Source organism: Pseudoalteromonas sp. MT33b (assembly GCF_014117385.1).
Classification (GTDB): domain Bacteria; phylum Pseudomonadota; class Gammaproteobacteria; order Enterobacterales; family Alteromonadaceae; genus Pseudoalteromonas; species Pseudoalteromonas lipolytica.
Genome location: NZ_CP059831.1, coordinates 1839269 through 1858386, shown reverse-complemented (window position 1 = coordinate 1858386; position 19118 = coordinate 1839269). Strand labels below are relative to the sequence as shown.

Annotated in this window: 16 protein-coding genes; 11 read left to right on the top strand and 5 right to left on the bottom strand. The window is 41.2% G+C overall.

The genetic code is table 11. From position 1 onward, the window contains the following. Positions 1 to 2: 2 nt before the first annotated feature. The 4 genes from H3302_RS08555 to H3302_RS08540 all read left to right on the top strand — a co-directional run bounded on the left by H3302_RS08555 (position 3) and on the right by H3302_RS08540 (position 4779). The gene (locus H3302_RS08555) at positions 3 to 1340 is read left to right on the top strand and encodes a replication-associated recombination protein A (protein WP_065979978.1); all 1338 of its coding nucleotides are present in this window, start codon (positions 3 to 5) and stop codon (positions 1338 to 1340) included. Further along, positions 1333 to 1719: a fluoride efflux transporter CrcB gene (gene crcB / locus H3302_RS08550; RefSeq protein ID WP_074989576.1), complete on the top strand. Its 387-nt coding sequence runs from the start codon at positions 1333 to 1335 to the stop codon at positions 1717 to 1719. Before H3302_RS08555 ends, crcB begins: the two co-directional genes overlap by 8 nt. Before the next feature lie 8 nt (positions 1720 to 1727). Next, complete coding sequence (serS, locus tag H3302_RS08545; protein WP_036968138.1) at positions 1728 to 3032, top strand: serine--tRNA ligase; 1305 nt, start codon at positions 1728 to 1730, stop codon at positions 3030 to 3032. 202 nt (positions 3033 to 3234) lie between these two features. After that, positions 3235 to 4779 carry an arylsulfatase gene (locus H3302_RS08540; RefSeq protein WP_182394917.1) on the top strand — a complete coding sequence of 515 codons (1545 nt, stop codon included), beginning with the start codon at positions 3235 to 3237 and terminating at the stop codon, positions 4777 to 4779. A gap of 139 nt (positions 4780 to 4918) precedes the next feature. On the opposite strand, the gene H3302_RS08535 is transcribed toward H3302_RS08540, so the two are convergent. Continuing rightward, positions 4919 to 6118, bottom strand: coding sequence for an Nramp family divalent metal transporter (locus tag H3302_RS08535; protein WP_182394915.1), 1200 nt, complete (start codon positions 6116 to 6118; stop codon positions 4919 to 4921). A 1106-nt stretch (positions 6119 to 7224) separates the two neighbouring features. On the opposite strand from H3302_RS08535, the gene H3302_RS08530 reads away from it, so the two are divergent. Next, the gene (locus H3302_RS08530) at positions 7225 to 7641 is read left to right on the top strand and encodes an MAPEG family protein (RefSeq protein ID WP_118844339.1); all 417 of its coding nucleotides are present in this window, start codon (positions 7225 to 7227) and stop codon (positions 7639 to 7641) included. A 116-nt stretch (positions 7642 to 7757) separates the two neighbouring features. Here the strand turns inward: H3302_RS08530 and H3302_RS08525 are convergent, their stop codons facing one another. Further along, positions 7758 to 9605, bottom strand: a complete 1848-nt coding sequence (locus tag H3302_RS08525; protein ID WP_065979997.1) for an ABC transporter ATP-binding protein — start codon at positions 9603 to 9605, stop codon at positions 7758 to 7760. A 158-nt stretch (positions 9606 to 9763) separates the two neighbouring features. Here H3302_RS08525 and H3302_RS08520 point away from each other — a divergent pair, with 158 nt between their 5' ends. The 6 genes from H3302_RS08520 (at position 9764) to H3302_RS08495 (ending at position 15484) form a co-directional block, all read left to right on the top strand. Beyond that, positions 9764 to 10591, top strand: a complete 828-nt coding sequence (locus H3302_RS08520) for an alpha/beta hydrolase family protein (RefSeq protein ID WP_065979975.1) — start codon at positions 9764 to 9766, stop codon at positions 10589 to 10591. A gap of 4 nt (positions 10592 to 10595) precedes the next feature. Beyond that, positions 10596 to 10991, top strand: a complete 396-nt coding sequence (locus H3302_RS08515; protein WP_182394912.1) for a VanZ family protein — start codon at positions 10596 to 10598, stop codon at positions 10989 to 10991. 68 nt (positions 10992 to 11059) lie between these two features. After that, complete coding sequence (locus H3302_RS08510; RefSeq protein WP_182394910.1) at positions 11060 to 11971, top strand: diguanylate cyclase domain-containing protein; 912 nt, start codon at positions 11060 to 11062, stop codon at positions 11969 to 11971. A 208-nt stretch (positions 11972 to 12179) separates the two neighbouring features. Next, positions 12180 to 13574 carry a M28 family metallopeptidase gene (locus tag H3302_RS08505; protein WP_182394904.1) on the top strand — a complete coding sequence of 465 codons (1395 nt, stop codon included), beginning with the start codon at positions 12180 to 12182 and terminating at the stop codon, positions 13572 to 13574. 97 nt (positions 13575 to 13671) lie between these two features. Continuing rightward, positions 13672 to 15024, top strand: a complete 1353-nt coding sequence (gdhA, locus tag H3302_RS08500) for an NADP-specific glutamate dehydrogenase (RefSeq protein WP_182394902.1) — start codon at positions 13672 to 13674, stop codon at positions 15022 to 15024. Positions 15025 to 15130: 106 nt separating this feature from the next. After that, positions 15131 to 15484 (top strand): DUF1428 domain-containing protein, encoded by a 354-nt coding sequence (locus H3302_RS08495; RefSeq protein WP_182394899.1) that lies wholly within the window; start codon positions 15131 to 15133, stop codon positions 15482 to 15484. Positions 15485 to 15581: 97 nt separating this feature from the next. On the opposite strand, the gene H3302_RS08490 is transcribed toward H3302_RS08495, so the two are convergent. From H3302_RS08490 to H3302_RS08480, 3 genes are all read right to left on the bottom strand, one after another. Then, complete coding sequence (locus H3302_RS08490; protein WP_182394897.1) at positions 15582 to 17297, bottom strand: AMP-binding protein; 1716 nt, start codon at positions 17295 to 17297, stop codon at positions 15582 to 15584. Positions 17298 to 17533: 236 nt separating this feature from the next. Then, on the bottom strand, positions 17534 to 17980 hold the full coding sequence (locus H3302_RS08485; RefSeq protein ID WP_036968178.1) for a DUF3010 family protein: 447 nt from the start codon (positions 17978 to 17980) through the stop codon (positions 17534 to 17536). Positions 17981 to 18044: 64 nt separating this feature from the next. Then, positions 18045 to 19055, bottom strand: a complete 1011-nt coding sequence (locus tag H3302_RS08480; protein ID WP_182394895.1) for an endonuclease/exonuclease/phosphatase family protein — start codon at positions 19053 to 19055, stop codon at positions 18045 to 18047. Positions 19056 to 19118: the final 63 nt, after the last annotated feature.

Sequence of the window (19118 nt, the reverse complement as noted above, 5' to 3'; positions counted from 1 at the left end):
GCTTGAGTAATCTAGGATTTAATTTTGGTCCTGATGTGCGCCCACTTGCGGCGCGCATGCGACCTGAAACATTGAATGACTACATTGGTCAGCAACATCTTTTAAGCCCTGATAAACCGCTATACCAAGCAATTTTAGCTGGGCGCTGCCACAGCCTGATTTTGTGGGGCCCGCCGGGGGTTGGCAAAACCACTCTTGCGCAAATTATTGCTAATCATGCAGATGCAAGTCTTATTCAAATGTCTGCTGTCACCGCTGGCGTAAAAGACATCCGTGAAGCGGTCAATGAAGCCAAAGCTAACCTTGCTGGGCGAGGTCAGCGTACGCTATTATTTGTCGACGAAGTACACCGTTTTAATAAATCACAACAAGATGCCTTCTTGCCTCACATAGAAGACGGCACGTTTATTTTTGTTGGCGCCACCACAGAAAATCCTTCGTTTGCACTCAATAACGCCATACTTTCACGTGCGCGTGTTTATGTACTTAAAGCGTTAGAGCAAACCGATTTACACAATGTGATTGAGCGCGCATTACGTGATGATGTAGAGCTAAGTGAAAAAAACATCGTCATTGCCGATAACGCAAAGCAGGCACTTTGCCAAGCCAGCGACGGTGATGCCCGTAAAGTACTCAATTTACTTGAACAAGCCGTTGATTTAACCACTGAAAAACAAGGTAATTACCTAATTGATCAGCATGTTTTAAGTCAAGTGCTGCCAACGCATTTAGCGAAATATGACAAAGGGGGCGATGAGTTTTACGATCTAATCTCTGCGTTTCATAAGTCTGTACGAGGCAGCTCACCCGATGGTGCTTTATATTGGTATTGCCGTATTTTAGCGGGGGGGGGCGACCCGTTATATGTTGCAAGACGTTTATTAGCCATCGCGACAGAAGATATCGGCAATGCAGACCCTCGCGCTATGGAAGTTGCACTCAATGCATGGGATATTTATCAGCGAGTGGGGCCAAGTGAAGGTGAACGTGCCATAGCGCAAGCCACGCTCTATTTAGCCAGTGCGCCTAAGAGCAATGCTGTGTATATGGCTTTTAATCAGGCCAAGCACGATGCGCAAAATGAACCTAGTTACCCTGTACCAGAGCACCTGCGTAATGCACCTACCAGCCTAATGAAAGATTTGGGCTATGGTGCTGAGTATCGTTATGCGCATAACGAAGAAGGCGCATTTGCCGCAGGCGAAAAATATTTTCCTGAAGCTATTAGCGATAGGCAGTATTACTTTCCTACGGATCGCGGGCTTGAGCAAAAAATAAAACAAAAGCTGGATTATTTAACGCAGCGAAATGAGCAAAGTGATTTTAAACGTTATGAATAGTTTAAAACTTTACATGATGATTGCATTGGGTGGCGCATCAGGCGCTTGCTTACGCTATTTTCTTAGCGAAACAATGCTAAAACTGCTGGGTAGGGGATTCCCTTTTGGCACGTTGACAGTTAATATTCTTGGTTCATTGTTAATGGGCATTTTATACGGCTTGATTGAAAAAGAAATAATCGCTGTTAGCCCTGCTAAGACCTTAATTGGTATTGGCTTTTTAGGTGCATTGACCACCTTTTCAACATTCTCAATGGATTCGTTGTTGCTGTTGCAACAAGGTCACTTTTTTAAAATGGCCCTCAATATCACCTTAAACGTGGTGGTGTGTATATTTATGGCTTGGCTGGGCCTTCAGCTGGTAATGCAAAAAGGTTAAAAACTAACATGTTAGATTCTAAATATTTACGTCAAGATATTGAACAAGCGGCTGCGCGTTTAGCAACACGCGGCTTTGAACTTGATATCGATGCAGTGACTGCACTTGAAGAAAAACGCAAAACATTACAAGTAAAAACGCAAGAACTTCAAAGCGAACGTAACGCAAGTTCCAAAGCTATCGGCCAAGCTAAAGCCAAAGGCGAGCACGATAAAGCACAAGCTTTGCTTGATTCGGTCAGTACCCTTGGTGATGAACTAGACAGCGTAAAAGCAGAACAAGACGCAGTGCTTGAAGAGCTTAAGCAAATTGCCCTTGCCATTCCAAACTTACCAGATGAGTCAGTTCCTGTTGGTGAAGATGAAGAGCAAAACGTTGAAATATCAACGTGGGGTACACCAAAATCATTTGACTTTGAAGTAAAAGATCACGTTGATGTAGGTCAAGACGTAAAGGGTCTTGATTTTGAAATGGGCGTGAAGATCAGTGGTGCACGTTTTACTGTGATGCGTGGCCAAGTTGCGCGTATGCACCGTGCATTAACTCAATTCATGCTTGATACGCACACCGATAAAAACGGTTACACAGAAATGTACGTACCTTACCTTGTTAATAGCGCAAGTTTGTACGGTACAAGCCAACTGCCTAAGTTCGCAGGTGATTTATTCCACACATTAGGTTTAGTGGATGACGAAGGTCAACAACAACCTGGTTTTAGCTTAATTCCAACAGCTGAAGTACCCCTTACGAACTGTGCCCGCGATGAAATTTATGACGAAAGTGACTTGCCAATTCGTTTAACCGCGCATACTCCATGTTTCCGCAGTGAGGCCGGCAGCTATGGTCGTGATACACGTGGTCTTATTCGTCAGCACCAATTCGACAAAGTTGAATTAGTACAGCTAGTAAAACCAGAAGACTCAATGCAAGCGCTAGAAGAGCTAACAGGTCACGCAGAGCAAATCTTACAAGCATTAGAGCTTCCTTACCGTAAAGTGATTCTTTGTACCGGCGATATGGGCTTTGGTGCTGCGAAAACTTACGATTTAGAAGTATGGTTACCTGCACAAAATACCTACCGTGAAATTTCATCGTGTTCAAACATGGTTGATTTCCAAGCACGTCGCATGCAAGCGCGTTTCCGTCGTCAAGGTGAGAAAAAACCAGAACTATTGCATACACTTAATGGTTCAGGTTTGGCTGTAGGTCGTACATTGGTTGCCATTTTAGAAAACTATCAACAAGCTGATGGTTCAATTGTTGTGCCAGAGGTATTACGCCCATACATGGGAGGCTTAGAGGTTATTAAATAAGTTTTATTAGCCTAATAAGTTAAAAATGCCGCATAGGGAAACCATGCGGCATTTTTGTTTGTTTTTTAACTAATTAATTTGCGGAAGTGTAAACATTTAGTAGACTAAAAAGGTACCTTTAGTACTCAATACCAATCTACATTAATACTTAATCATTTAGTTAAGTGGATTGTGATACTCCAAAACACGAAGGATTGCTGTTATGAAAAGATTTCTCGCCGTCGCATCTGCTGCTTTGTATTTAGTAAGCTCAGTGGCGTTCGCTAAAGATAAACCCAATATTCTTATAATATTCCCTGATGATGTAGGGTGGCAGAATCTAAGTGCCTATGGTTTGGGTACAATGGGCTATAAAACCCCAAATATTGATAAACTCGCCCATGAAGGCACGATGTTCACTGATCATTATGCTCAACCGTCATGTACTGCTGGTCGCGCGGCCCTTATTACCGGACAGTACCCAATCCGTAGTGGCATGACAACTGTTGGCAGACCCGGCGCAGAGCTTGGTTTAAAAGCGGGCTCCTATACTCTTGCTGAAGTTCTTAAAGAGCAAGGTTACGCTACGGGTCAATTCGGTAAAAACCATTTAGGTGATCGCAACGAGCACTTACCAACCGTTCATGGTTTTGATGAATTCTTTGGAAACTTATATCACTTAAATACCCAAGAAGAGTTTGAGCAAGTTGATTACCCTAAAGATCCTGAATTCTTCAAAAAATACGGTACACGCGGGGTTTTATACACTTATGCAACTAATGTAGATGACAAAACAGTTGATCCACGATTTGGTAAAGTTGGTAAGCAAAAAATTAAAGACACAGGCCAGCTTTCTCGCGAGCGAATGAAAACGGTTGATAAAGAATTCATGGATGCAAGTTTAGACTTTATCAAGCGAGCACAAAAAGAGAATAAGCCGTTCTTTGTGTGGTTTAATCCAAGCCGTATGCACATGTATACCCGTTTAAGTGATGAAAGCCGTTATTTAGCTGCCAAGCACACTACAGAGCACGATTTGTATGGTAGTGGCTTAATTGAGCATGATCAACAAGTGGGTGAATTGATGGCTGCACTTCAAGACATGGGTGTGCTAGATAATACGATCGTTGTTTACTCGACAGATAATGGTCCAGAACACAGTGCGCGTCTTCATGGTGGTACAACGCCATTCCGTGGAGAAAAAATGACAACCTACGAAGGCGGTGTACGTGTACCAATGATTGTTCGTTGGCCAGGTAAAGTACCCGCAGATAGAATTTTAAACGGTATTCAAACACACATGGATATTTACACCACTTTGGCAGCTGCTGCGGGTGAGCCTAATGTGGCCAAAAAAGCACTCAAAGAGCATAAACAGCCACTTGATGGTGTAAATAACTTAGATTACTGGTTAGGAAAAACAGATGACAGTGCACGTGACCACTTTTTCTATTATTACGAATCAAGCATTAAAGCGATTCGCTATAAACAATGGAAGCTGCATTTTGAAACAAGCGAAAACTACTATGCGCAGTATGAAAAACAAAAGTTCCCCATTTTCTACAACCTTCGCATGGATCCGTTTGAAAGCTTTGATGGTTTGACTGACCGCTCTGATATAGTTCAGGCTAAACAATGGCTTAACGAACCTGTACAACACTTATTAGGTGAGCATATTAAGTCGCTTACTGAATACCCACCGCTACAAAAAGCGGCAAGCTTTGACTTTAGCCAGCTTATGGAACAGTTAATGTCAGGTAAGCAATAAGATAAAGCGCATATACTTGAGCGCATAAAATTTAAGCCGCATAGGGAAACCATGCGGCTTTTGATTAAGTAATATTGCGCTGGTATAGACGACTAACCTGTTATAAATGGTTTTTATTTTACCATTTCGCACTATCACTCTAGAAAATCAAACTGAATAATTTATAAATACTTAAACTAAAAATGAGTAACAAGACAGGGAAAACAACAACATTAACAAAAACAGAGTTAGTGTATTCTCCCATAATTGATTTTTGATTCACCAACCAAACAAGGTAGCAAGTCACAATCGGCAGGAGTAAGCCATTGGCTGCTTGCGCAAAGATGATCACCGCAACAGGGTCAAGTCCGAGAGACGCCACAACCGCACCAAACGCTAGGATAATAATTGCCACACCTTTAAAGCGTGTATTACTCATTTTTGTTGACCAACCCAACATACCACACACGGCATATGCACCCGCTAGAGGAGCCGTTATTGCACTGGTGAGGCCCGCAGCACATAAGCCAATAGCAAAAAAGTAGTGAGCCATTCCACCCAACAAAGGCTCTAGTTGTACGGCCATATTGGCTGCAGAAATTTTACCCGCATCGGTGCCATAAAATGCCACGGAAGCTGTTGATAAAATTGCTAAGGTAATAATACCGCCAAGGGTTATTGAGATACTGGTATCTACATTAGTTTCTTTAATTACCTTTTCAATATCTTTATTTTTGTCATGTTTTTGGGCAAGAACGCCTGAATGTAAAAACAGATTATAAGGAACAATGGTGGTGCCGATTAAGGCTAATACCGTGGTAATGGAGTTATCAGGTAAACTTGGTATAAAGCCCTTTAAAACGAGAGTTAAGGGCGGCGCAGCCATTATTAATGTCGAAATAAAGACCAAGCTCATCAGCACAACTAAAACGATCAATGCACCTTCAATTACTTTATGCTTTCCGGTATACAACAGCACGGCACTTAAAATTGCAATCAAAGGTGTCCAAATCAAAAGATTAAACGAGGGCAATATTTCTTGTAAACCCAGGCTTGCTCCAGAGAGGTTGCCTGCTTCATAGGCTGCACTGCCAATTCCTATTGCGCTGATCACTAAAAACGCGGCTAATAACTTAAACACAGGCGTTTTGATGGTTGTTCTCAGTGCCGTTGCTAAGTCTTGTCCCGTTGTAACACCGAGTCTAGCAGCCATAGATTGCAGCAAAATAGTGGCGATAACCGAAAATAAGAGTGTCCAAATTAAAGCAAAACCAAAGTTTGCCCCTGCAACGCTTGCGGTGGTAATGGTGCCTGGGCCTATAAAGGCAGCAGTGACAAGAAGTCCGGGTCCTAAACGCATGTAAAACCTTTTTATTATTAGAATAGTGAATTTTAGCTAATCAACTCATCGCTAGGCAGCAAAGCCACCGTGTGAGAAGTGCTGTCTGTAAATGCTCACGATATAATGTGTGGTTCTGAGGGTAAAGTAAAAACGGTGAGATTTGAGGGGGCAAAACGAAAACTACTTCAAAAGTGCAAGTAAATTGATAGTTAACATACTTAATTACAATTATTTGATTGAATTTATTTACTCTTTTTAGTGTTTTAACGTTCTTAAATCAATATAGTAAAAATGAGCACAATAAAAAATATTCTTGTTTATTTGCGACGCTGTTTGCGGTATTGCGTCATACACATTTATTTAGCGCAGTGAGATAAATGGCAGTGAACGTTGAGTGAGTTAACTTTATCAAAGCGTGTTCAGCGCATTCCATGGTCATGTTAATTACGCACAGTCATTTGGTTTTGCAACTAAAGAACAGAACTTTAATGTCACCAACAACGCATTGTAAACTGGGTTCAATCTCTAAAGACGGCAAAGCAACAGGGATTGCCCGAGTTGCAGCACAAGCAAAGCTTACGGTGTACTACTAATATCGGACTTTTCAATTCAGTGACTACTGACAAGCGTACAATAGTATACAGCGCATCGCTTGGTGACTTAGGCAGCAAGTAGCCAGCCTGTTGGTCATTCATTACTGCAGCAAAGCGCGCTCGGCCCGCGCTGGTACACGCAGGAGCTGGGGCATTTTATCGACAACAAATGATATGTCTGATTTTACTTTATTTAGCTCTTCGAGAAAGCAAAATACTCTTTAAACAGTCTTGATAAGAAATGTTCGCGCCTTGAATAAATGAAACAGCGGGTTATCAGTGTTTTTATGGCAATGCTAGGGCACTTTATATTTTAGGGCACTTAATAAGGTAGGGCACTTAATGAAGTGGTCGCGGGAAATAAGCGTATATTGCATGTGGCACACACATTGTAAAATTTATACACAGTCCGTACTAATTATGCAGCTTTAAGATTTAAAAAATTAATCTCATTAAAAATCAGTGGGTTAATTTGGTTGGCTTTTTGCAAGGTTAAAAGAATTCGTCTTATTTTAACAAAAGGAATTAACAATGCCTGAATTAACCTTGTCTGCTTATTTTGCTGTCTATGTTTACTTAATCATGCTTATTCTTCAATGGGGAGTGGCTGCGGTTGTTAAGGCAAAACAACCCGGTGCCGTACCTGGTAAGTTTAGCGCATCTTTGGGTCATGAAAGCTTTGTATTTCGTGCGCATCGCACGTTTATGAATAGTTTAGAAAATAGCCCGTTGTTTTTAGGTGCGGTATTTTTAGGTTTTTTTCTAAATGTGAATAGTAATGTATTCGCTCTGTGTATCTGGGTGTATGTGATAGCAAGGATTATTCATATGCTGCTGTATTACGCTATTGCAACAGAAAAGAACCCAAGCCCGCGCAGCTATTTCTTTTTGATTGCAGCGATTGCCAATATAGCCCTCGTGGTATTAATAGGGTTACGTTTAGTGTAGTGGTCATCATTTTTTAAGCCTAACGTGCTTTGTTTTTAAACCACATTAGCGAAAAAAAAGAGGCATTGAATGAATTATCAATGCCTCTGCGATTAAGCGTTTAAATACGCGATTTACTACTCAACACCTATAAAGCCACCGGTTTGATGAGACCATAAGGCAGCATAAATACCGCCTTGCGCTATCAATTGTTCATGACTGCCTTGTTCAACAACACCGCCTTCATCCAGCACGATGAGTCTGTCCATTTGCGCAATGGTTGATAAGCGATGGGCAATTGCGATGACCGTTTTACCCGTCATTAAATCATCAAGGCTGGTTTGTATAGCGGCTTCGACCTCGGAGTCAAGCGCACTGGTTGCTTCGTCTAAAATGAGAATAGGTGCATCTTTGAGTAGTACGCGTGCAATCGCGATTCGCTGGCGCTGTCCCCCAGATAGTTTGACACCTCGTTCACCCACTTGAGCAGCAAACCCTTTATTGCCTTTGCTGTCTTCTAAATCTTCGATAAACTCAAGCGCTTTTGCTTGTTTTGCTGCGGCTAACATTTCATCTTCTGTTGCATCAGGTCTACCATATAAGATGTTATCTTTTACAGAGCGATGCAGTAGTGATGTGTCTTGCGTCACCATTGCGATGTGTTTACGTAAGCTCTCTTGGCTTACCGTAGCAATATTTTGGTTATCAATGGTGATATTTCCGGAATCAACATCGTAAAAGCGAAGAAGCAAATTAACCAACGTTGATTTACCGGCACCTGAGCGGCCAACTAGGCCAATTTTCTCACCTGCTTTAATGTTTAAATTTAAACCATTAATAACGGGGCCACGGTGCGTTTCATTTGCTGCTTTACCATAATTAAACTGCACGTTTTCAAAGCTGATTGCACCTTTCGATACTGCAAGCGTTGACGCGTTGGGTTGATCGTCAACCTCGATAGGCGTCGATAAAGTCTTCATTCCATCGGCAACCGTGCCAATGTTTTCAAATAGGCTGCTAATTTCCCACATGATCCACTGTGCCATCCCATTTAATCGCAATGAAAGACTGACGGCAATAGCGATTGCACCAACAGAAATAGCGCTAATCGACCACAGGTATAAAGATAAGGCAGCAATACTAAAGACCAGTAAATAATTTAAGGTATTGATCGAAAAGTTAAGGCTCGTCACTAAACGCATTTGCTTATAAACAGGTTGTAAAAACACATCCATGCTGTCTTTGGCGTATTGCTCTTCTCGCTGAGTATAAGAGAACAATTTGATTGTTGAAATGTTGGTGTAACTATCGACTACGCGGCCTGTCATTTCTGAGCGTGCATCAGCTTGCGAGCTGGCAACACGCTTTAGCTTAGGAACAAAGTAAAGTTGAATGGCTGCATATAATAGTAACCAAACTAATAGTGGGATCATTAAACGCCAGTCAGATTCTGCGACTAAAAATACCATCGCGCCAAAATACACCACAATGTACATCAAAACATCGAGCAGCTTCATCACGGCCTCGCGAACTGCAAGAGAGGTTTGCATTACTTTAGTCGCAATGCGGCCCGCAAACTCATTTTGATAAAAACTGATACTTTGCCGAAGTAAGTAGCGGTGAGCTAACCAACGTATAGACATTGGGTAGTTACCTAGGAGTGCTTGGTGTAAAACCGCAGAGTGAAAAAACACCACGATAGGCAACACAACAAGCAGTATCACAGCCATTCTGATCAACTCAGATTTTTGCTCAACAAATAAAGTCTCTGGTGTGTATTGGCCTAGCCAGTCAACTAACTGACCCATGTAACTAAAAAGAGAAACCTCTAAAATAGCTAATGCAGCTGCACTTAATGACATAAAGAATAATGACAGCTCCATGCCTCGCGTATAATGGCGGCAAAAAGCAAACAAACTATTGGGCGGCTGAGAAGGCTTTTCTTTAGGAAATGGATTGGTCATCCGTTCAAATATACGATACATAAGCGACGCTTTTATAAAATTAAGTAATGGTACTATATCATTGAGCTGGCTTTTTATCAGAGCATTTACGATAAAAATAACGTTTAAAATACAACATTTATTCATGTATTTACATGTATTTAAATTAATGAAAACATAACAGGAAAAAGGACGCCATCATGAAAAAATTACTCTGTGCATTGTCGCTATTAGTGTGTTTGCCTGTCAGTGCGTATCAGCTCGAAACCGTTACGTTTAAAGGTCAAAAAACAGCGATTGAAAAGCCGCTGACTGTCATTCTACCGCAGGGTTACAATTCGTCTGTACGTTATAACGTGGTGTACGTATTGCACGGCTTTAGCGGAAACCATACCGATTGGTCAAACCTGACAGAGATAGAAAGATTAGCAGATCACTATAACGTCATTATCGTCAATCCGGATGGTAACTATGGTTCGTGGTATGTTGATTCTGAAGTTGATAACGCATCTCAATACGAAACATACATTGCAGATGATGTCGTTAATTTTATTGATAAAACATATGCAACGAATGCCAGTAAATCAGGCAGAGCAATAACAGGCTTGTCGATGGGAGGGTTTGGTGCATTGCATATTGCAATTAATAACCCTGAACGGTTTGCTGCGGTATCGGGTATTTCAGCTGGGGTTGATGTAAGGCCGTTTTCGGCAGAATTTGACTTAGCAAATGTGCTGGGCAGTTATGCACAAAATAAAGCCCGCTGGGATGATATTGCCATTATAAACAACCTTCATAAAATAGCTGCCGGGAATACGGCTTGGAAAAAAGGCGACGACAGTTTAGCGATTATGCTCGATATAGGAGTTGATGACTTTTTTATTGAACAGAATCGTGCATTACACCACGCTATGCTCGCAATGCGAATCCGCCATGACTATATTGAGCGTGCTGGGAAACATGACTGGCATTATTGGCGTCGAGTGATCCCTTATCAGTTTTTATTCTTAACATCTCATATGGAGTAATAACATGTTACAACGCGCACTGGTCGTTTTAGCTGCTGCTTTTTTTATTTTTATCGGCTGGGTAATTTACCTCGCTAATACGGGTCAAAAAGCGGTGTTTTTTGATCTCGTTGCTGCCATTCCTTACGGTGATAAAGTAGGCCATTTTTGTCTGTTCGGGTTACTTACTTTGTTTATTAATCTTGCCTTTAAATTTAAAACGTTTGTTGTGGCCGGGTACACTATCTATTATGCCGCAGCAATCGTGACAACGTTCGTGGTGTTAGAGGAGTTGAGTCAATACTTTGTTGAAACTCGGACGTTAGATTTTATTGATTTAGTCGCTGATTTTATGGGCATTGCTTTTTTTAGTGGTATTTCTGTTTGGTTATCTAAGCGCTTATACCCGATCAAAAATTAATTTTTAGTGGTTTAGTGACTCACTTTGTTTCGGCTATACTCAGAATATGGGTTGCTTAGAAGTCGCTTATGAATACAAAAACATCTGAATATTTACCTGATATTGTTGAGCTTTTACTAGACGCTGTGTGTGTTGTAGATGTTAAAGGTTGCTTACTTTTTACAAATCCTGCCTTCGAAACTATTTTTGGTTATTCACCTGGCGAAGCAATTAATAGACAAATGCTCGATTTTGTTTACCCCGAAGACAGAGCAAAAACCATACATGCAATTAACCAAATAATGAACAACAATCAGCACCCACGGTTTGAAAATCGCTGGGTAAGAAAAGATGGCCGGATCGTGCATGTTTTGTGGTCTGTGTATTGGTCACAAGAGAAGCAAGTCAGAGTCGCCATTGCGTATGACATAACAGAGCAAAAAAACCTCGAACAAAAGCTTATCTATTTAGCAGGGCATGACCCACTCACTGACTTACCAAATCGAAGCTTTTTAATAAACCAACTTGAAGAATCACTGTCAATCGCTAATACGCTTTCGTCGGTGCTTGGGGTGTTGTTTATTGATATAGATGGATTTAAGCAAGTTAATGATCTTCATGGTCATGCAGCAGGTGATAAATTATTAAAAACCATCGCGATGCGAATTCGTCATGTGCTTAAAAAAAATGACAGTGTAGGTCGCTTAGGGGGTGATGAGTTCGTTGTCATTTTAAACAGTATAAAGAACAAGCAAGACATTCTCATGTTGGTCGACACGTTAAAGAAAGAGATAGTAAAGCCACTTGAATTTAACGATGCCGAGCTTGCTTACTCCCCTAGTATGGGGGCCGTAATGTTTCCTGAATATTATGGTGATGCAGAGTATTTGATTCAATGTGCTGATAAAGCCATGTACCGTGCCAAGCATTCGGGGGGGAATCAAGTTGTGTTTTATAACGATGATATAAAGTTACCCGGCGCTCAAAGTATTAAACCATAAGTAAAAGTTCAACTGCGACTCAGACTATCAAAATAGGTCTTTAAGTAGACACACATTACAAAAAGCAATCGCCTTTATTTAATAGAGGCGCTTAATACCTATCTGCTGTGTTAAAAGTTTTAACCTAATAATCTGTCTTCTAACTCATTACTATTGCTTGAAGCGAAATATTAGTTAGCCTTGAATGATTCATTGAAGGAGTGACACTATGTTAAAGCGAAAAACAATAACAACGAGCAGTGTTTTGTTTGGCTCATCATTACTATTAGCAACGGCTGCACACGCCACAACGCCTGAAGTTAATAATCAACGAGCATTGCATGAAATAGCGAGTGCGGTTTCAAAGACCCGTATAGAGCAAGATATTCAAACCTTGGTTGATTTTGGTACGCGACATACTTTATCAGAGACTAAATCAAATACTCGTGGTATTGGGGCTGCAAGACGCTGGATAAAAGCGGAGTTTGAAACAATTTCAAAAGCGTGTGGCCAGTGCCTTGAAATTATTGAGGTCAAAGACACTATTTCTGGCGAAAAACGTATTCCAAACCCTGTTGAAGTGGTAAATATAATTGCCATTCAGCGAGGACAGGTTGACCCTAATCGGATGGTTATGATGTCGGGTGATATCGATTCTCGTGTCAGTGATGTGATGGACTACACCTCAGATGCACCGGGTGCGAACGATAATGCCTCAGGTGTAGCGGGTGTGATTGAGTCTGCGCGGGTGTTGTCACAATACACATTTAATGGCTCAATTGTTTATGCCGCACTATCAGGTGAAGAGCAAGGATTGTTTGGTGGTAAAATATTAGCGAAATACGCGCAAGATAATAACTGGCGAGTACATGCTGTCTTAAATAACGATATGATCGGTAATTCTACCGGTATTAATGGTGTAACAGATAACACCACCGCACGTATTTTCTCTGAAGGCACACGGGTTATTGAAACCAAAGAACAAGCCCATAAGCGTCGGTTTACCGGGGGAGAAGTCGATTCTGCGAGCCGCAACCTCGCACGTTACATCGATACAATCGCAGACAAATACATAGAAAATCTTGATACCATGTTGGTGTATCGATTAGACAGGTTTGGGCGTGGAGGGCATCACCGCCCATTCAACGATGTTGGCTTTGCTGCTGTTCGTATAATGGAAACCAACGAAAATTATAATCAACAACATCAAGACTTGCGCACCGAAGATGGCATTACATATGGTGATACAATTGATCATGTTGATTTTGCATATGCTGCAAAGTTAACGTCATTAAATGCAGTGAGTCTTGCGTCAATGGCATGGGCGCCAGCACCACCAACGGGAGTCAATATTTCAGGGGCCGTTAAACCAAGCACCACCTTATCGTGGCACCACAGTGATGATCCTACAATTACAGGCTATAAAATTTACTGGCGTTATACCAGTGAACCTCAGTGGCAATTTAGTCGTGATGTTGGCAAAGTGACAACAGCGACGTTAAAAAATGTGGTGATTGATAACTACTATTTTGGTGTTGCAGCAGTAAATAAAGACGGTATTGAATCACCCGTTGTTTTTCCGGGAGATGTGGGTGCATTCGAATGGGCGAATAATGAGCCCTAAAACCTAATAACACGTCTTTATTATAAAGTGATCGATTTGTCTCATCAGTGAGTTTAAAACTAGTGAGACATTTCAATAGCTTGAAAAAGGAGCTGACATGCAATATCTAGAAAATATGCTGCAAACTGTAAAGGATTCTAACCCACACGAACAGGAATTCCATCAAGCCGTTGAAGAAGTGCTTACCTCATTAACCCCAATTCTTAAAGAAAATGACGTGTATCAACATAATGCGATTGTTGAGCGTTTAGTTGAGCCTGAAAGACAGATAATGTTTCGCGTGCCTTGGTTAGACGATAAAGGAAACGTGCAAGTTAATCGGGGATTTAGAATCGAATTTAGCTCTTCTCTTGGTCCTTACAAAGGGGGATTACGGTTTCATCCGAGTGTTAATTTAAGCGTGGTCAAATTTTTAGGCTTTGAGCAAGTTTTAAAAAATGCGTTAACAGGGCTTCCTTTAGGCGGTGCAAAAGGAGGGGCTGACTTTGATCCAAAAGGAAAGAGTGATCATGAAATTATGCGTTTTTGTCACTCTTTTATGACAGAGTTGTACCGACATATTGGTGCACAAACCGATGTGCCTGCAGGTGATATTGGTGTTGGGGAGCGAGAAATTGGCTATCTATTTGGTCAGTACAAGCGGATTACAAACCAATATAATGGGGTACTTACAGGTAAGCCCACTCTGTTAGGGGGCTCTTCATTAAGAGTCGAAGCAACGGGTTATGGTATCGCCTATTTTCTTAGTGCCATGCTTGATGCTAAAAATGATTCACTAAAAGGTAAACGTTGCTTGGTGTCAGGGGCTGGAAATGTTGCCCTGTATTTAATGGAAAAACTGTCACAATTCGATGCGATTATTTTGACCTGCAGTGACTCAAAAGGCACCTTATATTGTGAAGATGGCCTTGATGTTGAATTAATAAAACACTTAAAAAAAGAGCAGGGCGCTGCGCTGCGTGATTACTTGAACGAGCACCCACAAGCAGAGTATATCCCTGTGAGTCAGTATCCAAAAGACGGTCACCAAGTTTGGCACTTTAACGGCGATATCGCATTACCGTGCGCCACACAAAATGAAATAACTAAAAAAGATGCCCAAGCGCTTGTCGATAATGGCTGTAAAATTGTCTGTGAAGGTGCAAACATGCCAACGACCGCTGAGGCACACGCTATATTTAAAGAACACGATGTATATTTAGGTCCAAGCAAGGCTGCTAATGCTGGTGGGGTTGCAACGAGTAAATTTGAAATGGCGCAAAATGCAAGCTTGCAAACATGGCGGCCACAGCAGGTTGACGAAAAACTGCAACAAGTAATGAAAAACATTTTTGATAGAGTATCAGCAACGGCAAAACGTTATTCAAGTGAAGACGACCTGTCGCTCGGTGCAAACATTGCGGGGTTTGAACGGGTTGCTCAGGCGATGCTTAAGCAAGGCGTTGTTTAACTCACAGAACAGCTTATTAATGTTAAGAATGCGCTGTTAATGAAAATAGCTAGCCACTTTTTTGCAATTAGACTATGTTTAACATGCTTATTAAAGGAGTTAACTTATGTCTTATGCCGACGGTTTTGTAGCTGCTGTACCCACAGTAAATAAAGAAAAATACCTTGCACATGCTGAATTTGCAGCCGAAATATTCAAAGAATACGGTGCATTAAAGGTGGTCGAAACCTGGGGGAGTGATGTACCCGAGGGTGAAGTCACTTCATTTCCCATGGCTGTAAAAGCGGATGAAAATGAAACGGTGGTGTTTTCATGGGTCATCTGGCCTTCAAAAGCTGTTCGCGATAGCGGCTGGCAGAAACTAATGGAGGATCCGCGTATGAGCCTTGAAAACAACCCCATGCCATTTGATGGTAAGCGTTTGATTTATGGTGGTTTCGATATTATATTAGACAAATAAGAAGCGTGTATGTGGGCGTGTTTAAGCCCATTGAGTTTTTCTGTCTGATTGCCTATTTATGTAAAGCTCAGCCTTGCTGAGCTTTACTGTTTCTAAACTACGAAAATGCCTTTTCGTTGAGTAGTTCTTGCATCTGTTCACGCATTTTGAATTTTTGCAATTTGCCTGTAACTGTCATCGGGTATTCGTCGACAAAGCGAATGTGCTTTGGCACTTTAAAATAAGCCAGCTTGTCTTTTAAAAAATCACGAATGGCATCTTCATCAAGTACGGCATCCTCTTTTGGTTGGATCCACGCACACACTTCTTCACCATATTTTTCATCACTGATGCCAAAAATCGCTGCATCCTGAATACCTGGGTAGGTGTATAGTACTTCCTCTATTTCACGAGGGTAAATGTTTTCGCCGCCGCGAATGATCATATCTTTAATACGACCAACAATCGCTACAAAACCGTGTTCGTCCATCACACCTAAATCGCCAGAATGTAACCAGCCGTGTTCATCGATAGTGGCATTGGTTTTTTCTTCATCGTTCCAGTAACAACGCATAATACCCGCACCTCGGCTACATACTTCACCGGGCACACCAATTTTTTGGATATCGCCAAGTTCATCAATAATTTTCACCTCGGTATGGGCAAGTGCTCGTCCTACTGTTGTCACTTGTTTTTCCAGTGGTGAATCGGTTTCGGTTACATTGTTAATCGGGCTGCATTCAGTTTGTCCATAACCAATAACCACCTCTTTCATGTGCATTAAGGTCTGTACTTTGCGCATGACTTCCTCTGGGCATGTGGAGCCAGCCATAACACCTGTACGCAGGCTTGATAAGTCATAATCAGCAAAGTTTTTTAGTTCAAGTTCGGCAATAAACATAGTGGGTACGCCATGAAGTGCTGTACAGTGTTCTTTTTCAACAACATCTAACGTTGTTTTCGGATCAAAGGAATCACCCGGAAAAACGGCAGTAGCCCCTTTACTAATACACACTAAATTGCCCAGTACCATGCCAAAACAATGATATAACGGAACTGGAATGCATAATTTATCAAGATGGGTTAGTTTCATGGCTTGTGCCATTAAGAAACCATTATTGAGAATGTTTTTATGCGATAACGTTGCGCCTTTAGGGTTTCCTGTCGTACCCGAGGTAAATTGAATATTGATATCTTGATCTGCTTTTAATGTTGCACTAATCGCATCAAGCTCAAGTTTATGTGCATCAGTCGCACGTTGCATTATGTCGCTAAAACAATACATTCCCGCTGTAGGACGTTCGCCAATGCGAATGATATTTTTCAAATGGGGAAGTGCTTTAAGATCTAAATTGCCTGCATTTGCATTTTTTAGTTCAGGTGCAAGTTCATTTAGCATGTCGATATAATTACTCGATTTAAACTCATCAGCGGTGATGAGTGTTGAGCATTCGACACTGTTTAATGCGTATTTTAGCTCGCTTGGGCGGTAGGCAGGGTTAATACACACCATAATGGCACCTATTTTCGCCGTGGCAAATTGTGTTAAGCACCATTCAATGTTATTGGGTGACCAAATACCCACACGATCACCGGGTTTAACGCCAATTGACAGCAAGCCCATCGCAAGTTGGTTAATCTGTTGCTGGTATTCTTTATACGTAATGCGGATATTTTGATGATTAACAACAATCGCGGGGTGTTCTGGGTAATTGTCGACAATGTTATCTAGGTACTGACCAATGGTTTGCTCTATGAGAGGAATGTCAGTGCGACCTTTAAAATAGCTTTGTGTTAATGGGAGACTGTTATTATGTATGTTCTTTGCTTGCATTGTTTTCTCCGTGTCCTATTAAAATGTTGTCATGGACTTGATGCGAAAATAACAAAAATGAATACACTGCGTGTTCATTTAGTGTCAGCTTACAGTTTTAACTAAGCATAGATTGTCGACAAATGAAAGTCTTATAAGACTAATGTACAGTGATTGCAGCTAAATTAAGAGAAAAGAATGGTTTTTGGCAGGCATAAAAAAACGTGCCGTAGCACGTTCTTTTTAAACAAGATAAATTACGCTTGATCCTGTTTATAGGTTTTTCGCATTAAGTACACATAGGCGCTGATAAACGCGTTTTCTTGAAACTTTTTCAGTCCAGTGTCTTCAAATTCGATAGGCAGTGGATTGCGTTTAAGCTGCTCTTTAATTGTTGTTGCGCTGAAAATTTGCACATCTAACTCTTCAATAAGTTGAATGGCTGTTTCCATTTTGAAACCTTTAGCACTGCCTGCAAATTTACCTTTAGGTTGACGCTCTTTAATTGCAACAGAATCAATTTGGTAATCTTGCATCAGTTTTCTAAAATCAAACTGAAATTTGCGCATAACTTCTGTGTCATTACCATCGCCTAACGTAAAGCGAGTTTGTCTTACATCACGGATATCAAACACGTCGTTATCTTTCGTTAAAATACACAGTAGTACATCACTACCTGTAATTTCTACACCGCATGTTCTCATAGTTAATCTCTAAATAACTTAATTTGCGCAATTATAGCAAGTAACGTCCTGAAAAACAGTTGCTTTAAAAATGAATTTTAATTGCAATCGAACTATGGTCACTTACTGTAATATCTTCTACTGCTTGGTGGGGGTTTAAATGCGCATCATAGCTTTCGTATTCCAGCTTTGAGACCTTTGATAGTGCGCATTGTGGATTAAAATGCGCAGAGACCAAAATATAATCGAGCACGTTTCCCTTGCCGTGATAATAGTGGCTAAACGGCTTTGTGTTGTTCTCACTAGCAGCGCAAAATAGGTAGGCGTCTGTTAAGCCGACGACGGGTTCATTATTTGCTATACAGGGCTCGCAACGAGTCGGGTGAAAGCCTTGTGTCATAAATGATAATGTGGGACTTGTCAGCACGTCGTTAAAATCGCCCATCACCAAGGTGGCACATTGTTTTTCACGCTGTGTTTTTAACGCATCGTAATAAACAATAGACGCTTCTAATGAGCGTGATATTTGCGATTGCATTGCGCCAACTGTTTGGTGCAGCAACTGCAATAAGGGATCTTCAAGGTTATGTATGTTGAGTATGTGCGCCATAGATTGCACACGTTGTGATTTAAAATGCACAACATAACAGCACACCTCACCAAATTCAGGAAAGTTCAAGAAACACTTTATAGGCGTGCGATTAAACTTAAAATCACTTTGGTTGTTGAGGTATTCAAGCAATTCTGGGCAGGGAGTCAAAGGTTCGACACAAATGAAAGGGTATTTACTGGCGATAGCAACAATAGGATTAAACAGCACTTGAGGGTACAGCGCATCGTGCGAAGGGCAGTCAACGGTTTCAAAATAATCATAACCGGCTTCTTTACACTGTATTTCTAATGCGTGAGCACTAAAAACCTCTTGAAACGCGACCACATCGGCTTTCGAATCAAACAGAAAATCACGCACAAACTGCTGCTTTTGCTGCCACTGCGTGTTGTTGTAGCGTTCATGCTGTTGGTAAAACGAATAAGGGGGAGCAGTGTAGTTAAGTAAATTCAAACTAGCAAACTTGAGCGTATGCGTGTGTGGCATCGTGATCACCGTTAAAGTACTGACCTGTTAAGTATGAAATGACTTAAGTAATTGTCAATTTAC

Coding starts and splice junctions, on each gene's coding strand:
- H3302_RS08480 (WP_182394895.1), bottom strand. CDS start 19,055: ATGCCACACACGCATACGCTCAAGTTTGCTAGTTTGAATTTACTTAAC.
- crcB (WP_074989576.1), top strand. CDS start 1,333: ATGAATAGTTTAAAACTTTACATGATGATTGCATTGGGTGGCGCATCA.
- H3302_RS08520 (WP_065979975.1), top strand. CDS start 9,764: ATGAAAAAATTACTCTGTGCATTGTCGCTATTAGTGTGTTTGCCTGTC.
- H3302_RS08535 (WP_182394915.1), bottom strand. CDS start 6,118: ATGCGTTTAGGACCCGGACTTCTTGTCACTGCTGCCTTTATAGGCCCA.
- H3302_RS08540 (WP_182394917.1), top strand. CDS start 3,235: ATGAAAAGATTTCTCGCCGTCGCATCTGCTGCTTTGTATTTAGTAAGC.
- H3302_RS08525 (WP_065979997.1), bottom strand. CDS start 9,605: ATGTATCGTATATTTGAACGGATGACCAATCCATTTCCTAAAGAAAAG.
- H3302_RS08505 (WP_182394904.1), top strand. CDS start 12,180: ATGTTAAAGCGAAAAACAATAACAACGAGCAGTGTTTTGTTTGGCTCA.
- H3302_RS08530 (WP_118844339.1), top strand. CDS start 7,225: ATGCCTGAATTAACCTTGTCTGCTTATTTTGCTGTCTATGTTTACTTA.
- H3302_RS08515 (WP_182394912.1), top strand. CDS start 10,596: ATGTTACAACGCGCACTGGTCGTTTTAGCTGCTGCTTTTTTTATTTTT.
- serS (WP_036968138.1), top strand. CDS start 1,728: ATGTTAGATTCTAAATATTTACGTCAAGATATTGAACAAGCGGCTGCG.
- H3302_RS08495 (WP_182394899.1), top strand. CDS start 15,131: ATGTCTTATGCCGACGGTTTTGTAGCTGCTGTACCCACAGTAAATAAA.
- H3302_RS08490 (WP_182394897.1), bottom strand. CDS start 17,297: ATGCAAGCAAAGAACATACATAATAACAGTCTCCCATTAACACAAAGC.
- H3302_RS08510 (WP_182394910.1), top strand. CDS start 11,060: ATGAATACAAAAACATCTGAATATTTACCTGATATTGTTGAGCTTTTA.
- gdhA (WP_182394902.1), top strand. CDS start 13,672: ATGCAATATCTAGAAAATATGCTGCAAACTGTAAAGGATTCTAACCCA.
- H3302_RS08485 (WP_036968178.1), bottom strand. CDS start 17,980: ATGAGAACATGCGGTGTAGAAATTACAGGTAGTGATGTACTACTGTGT.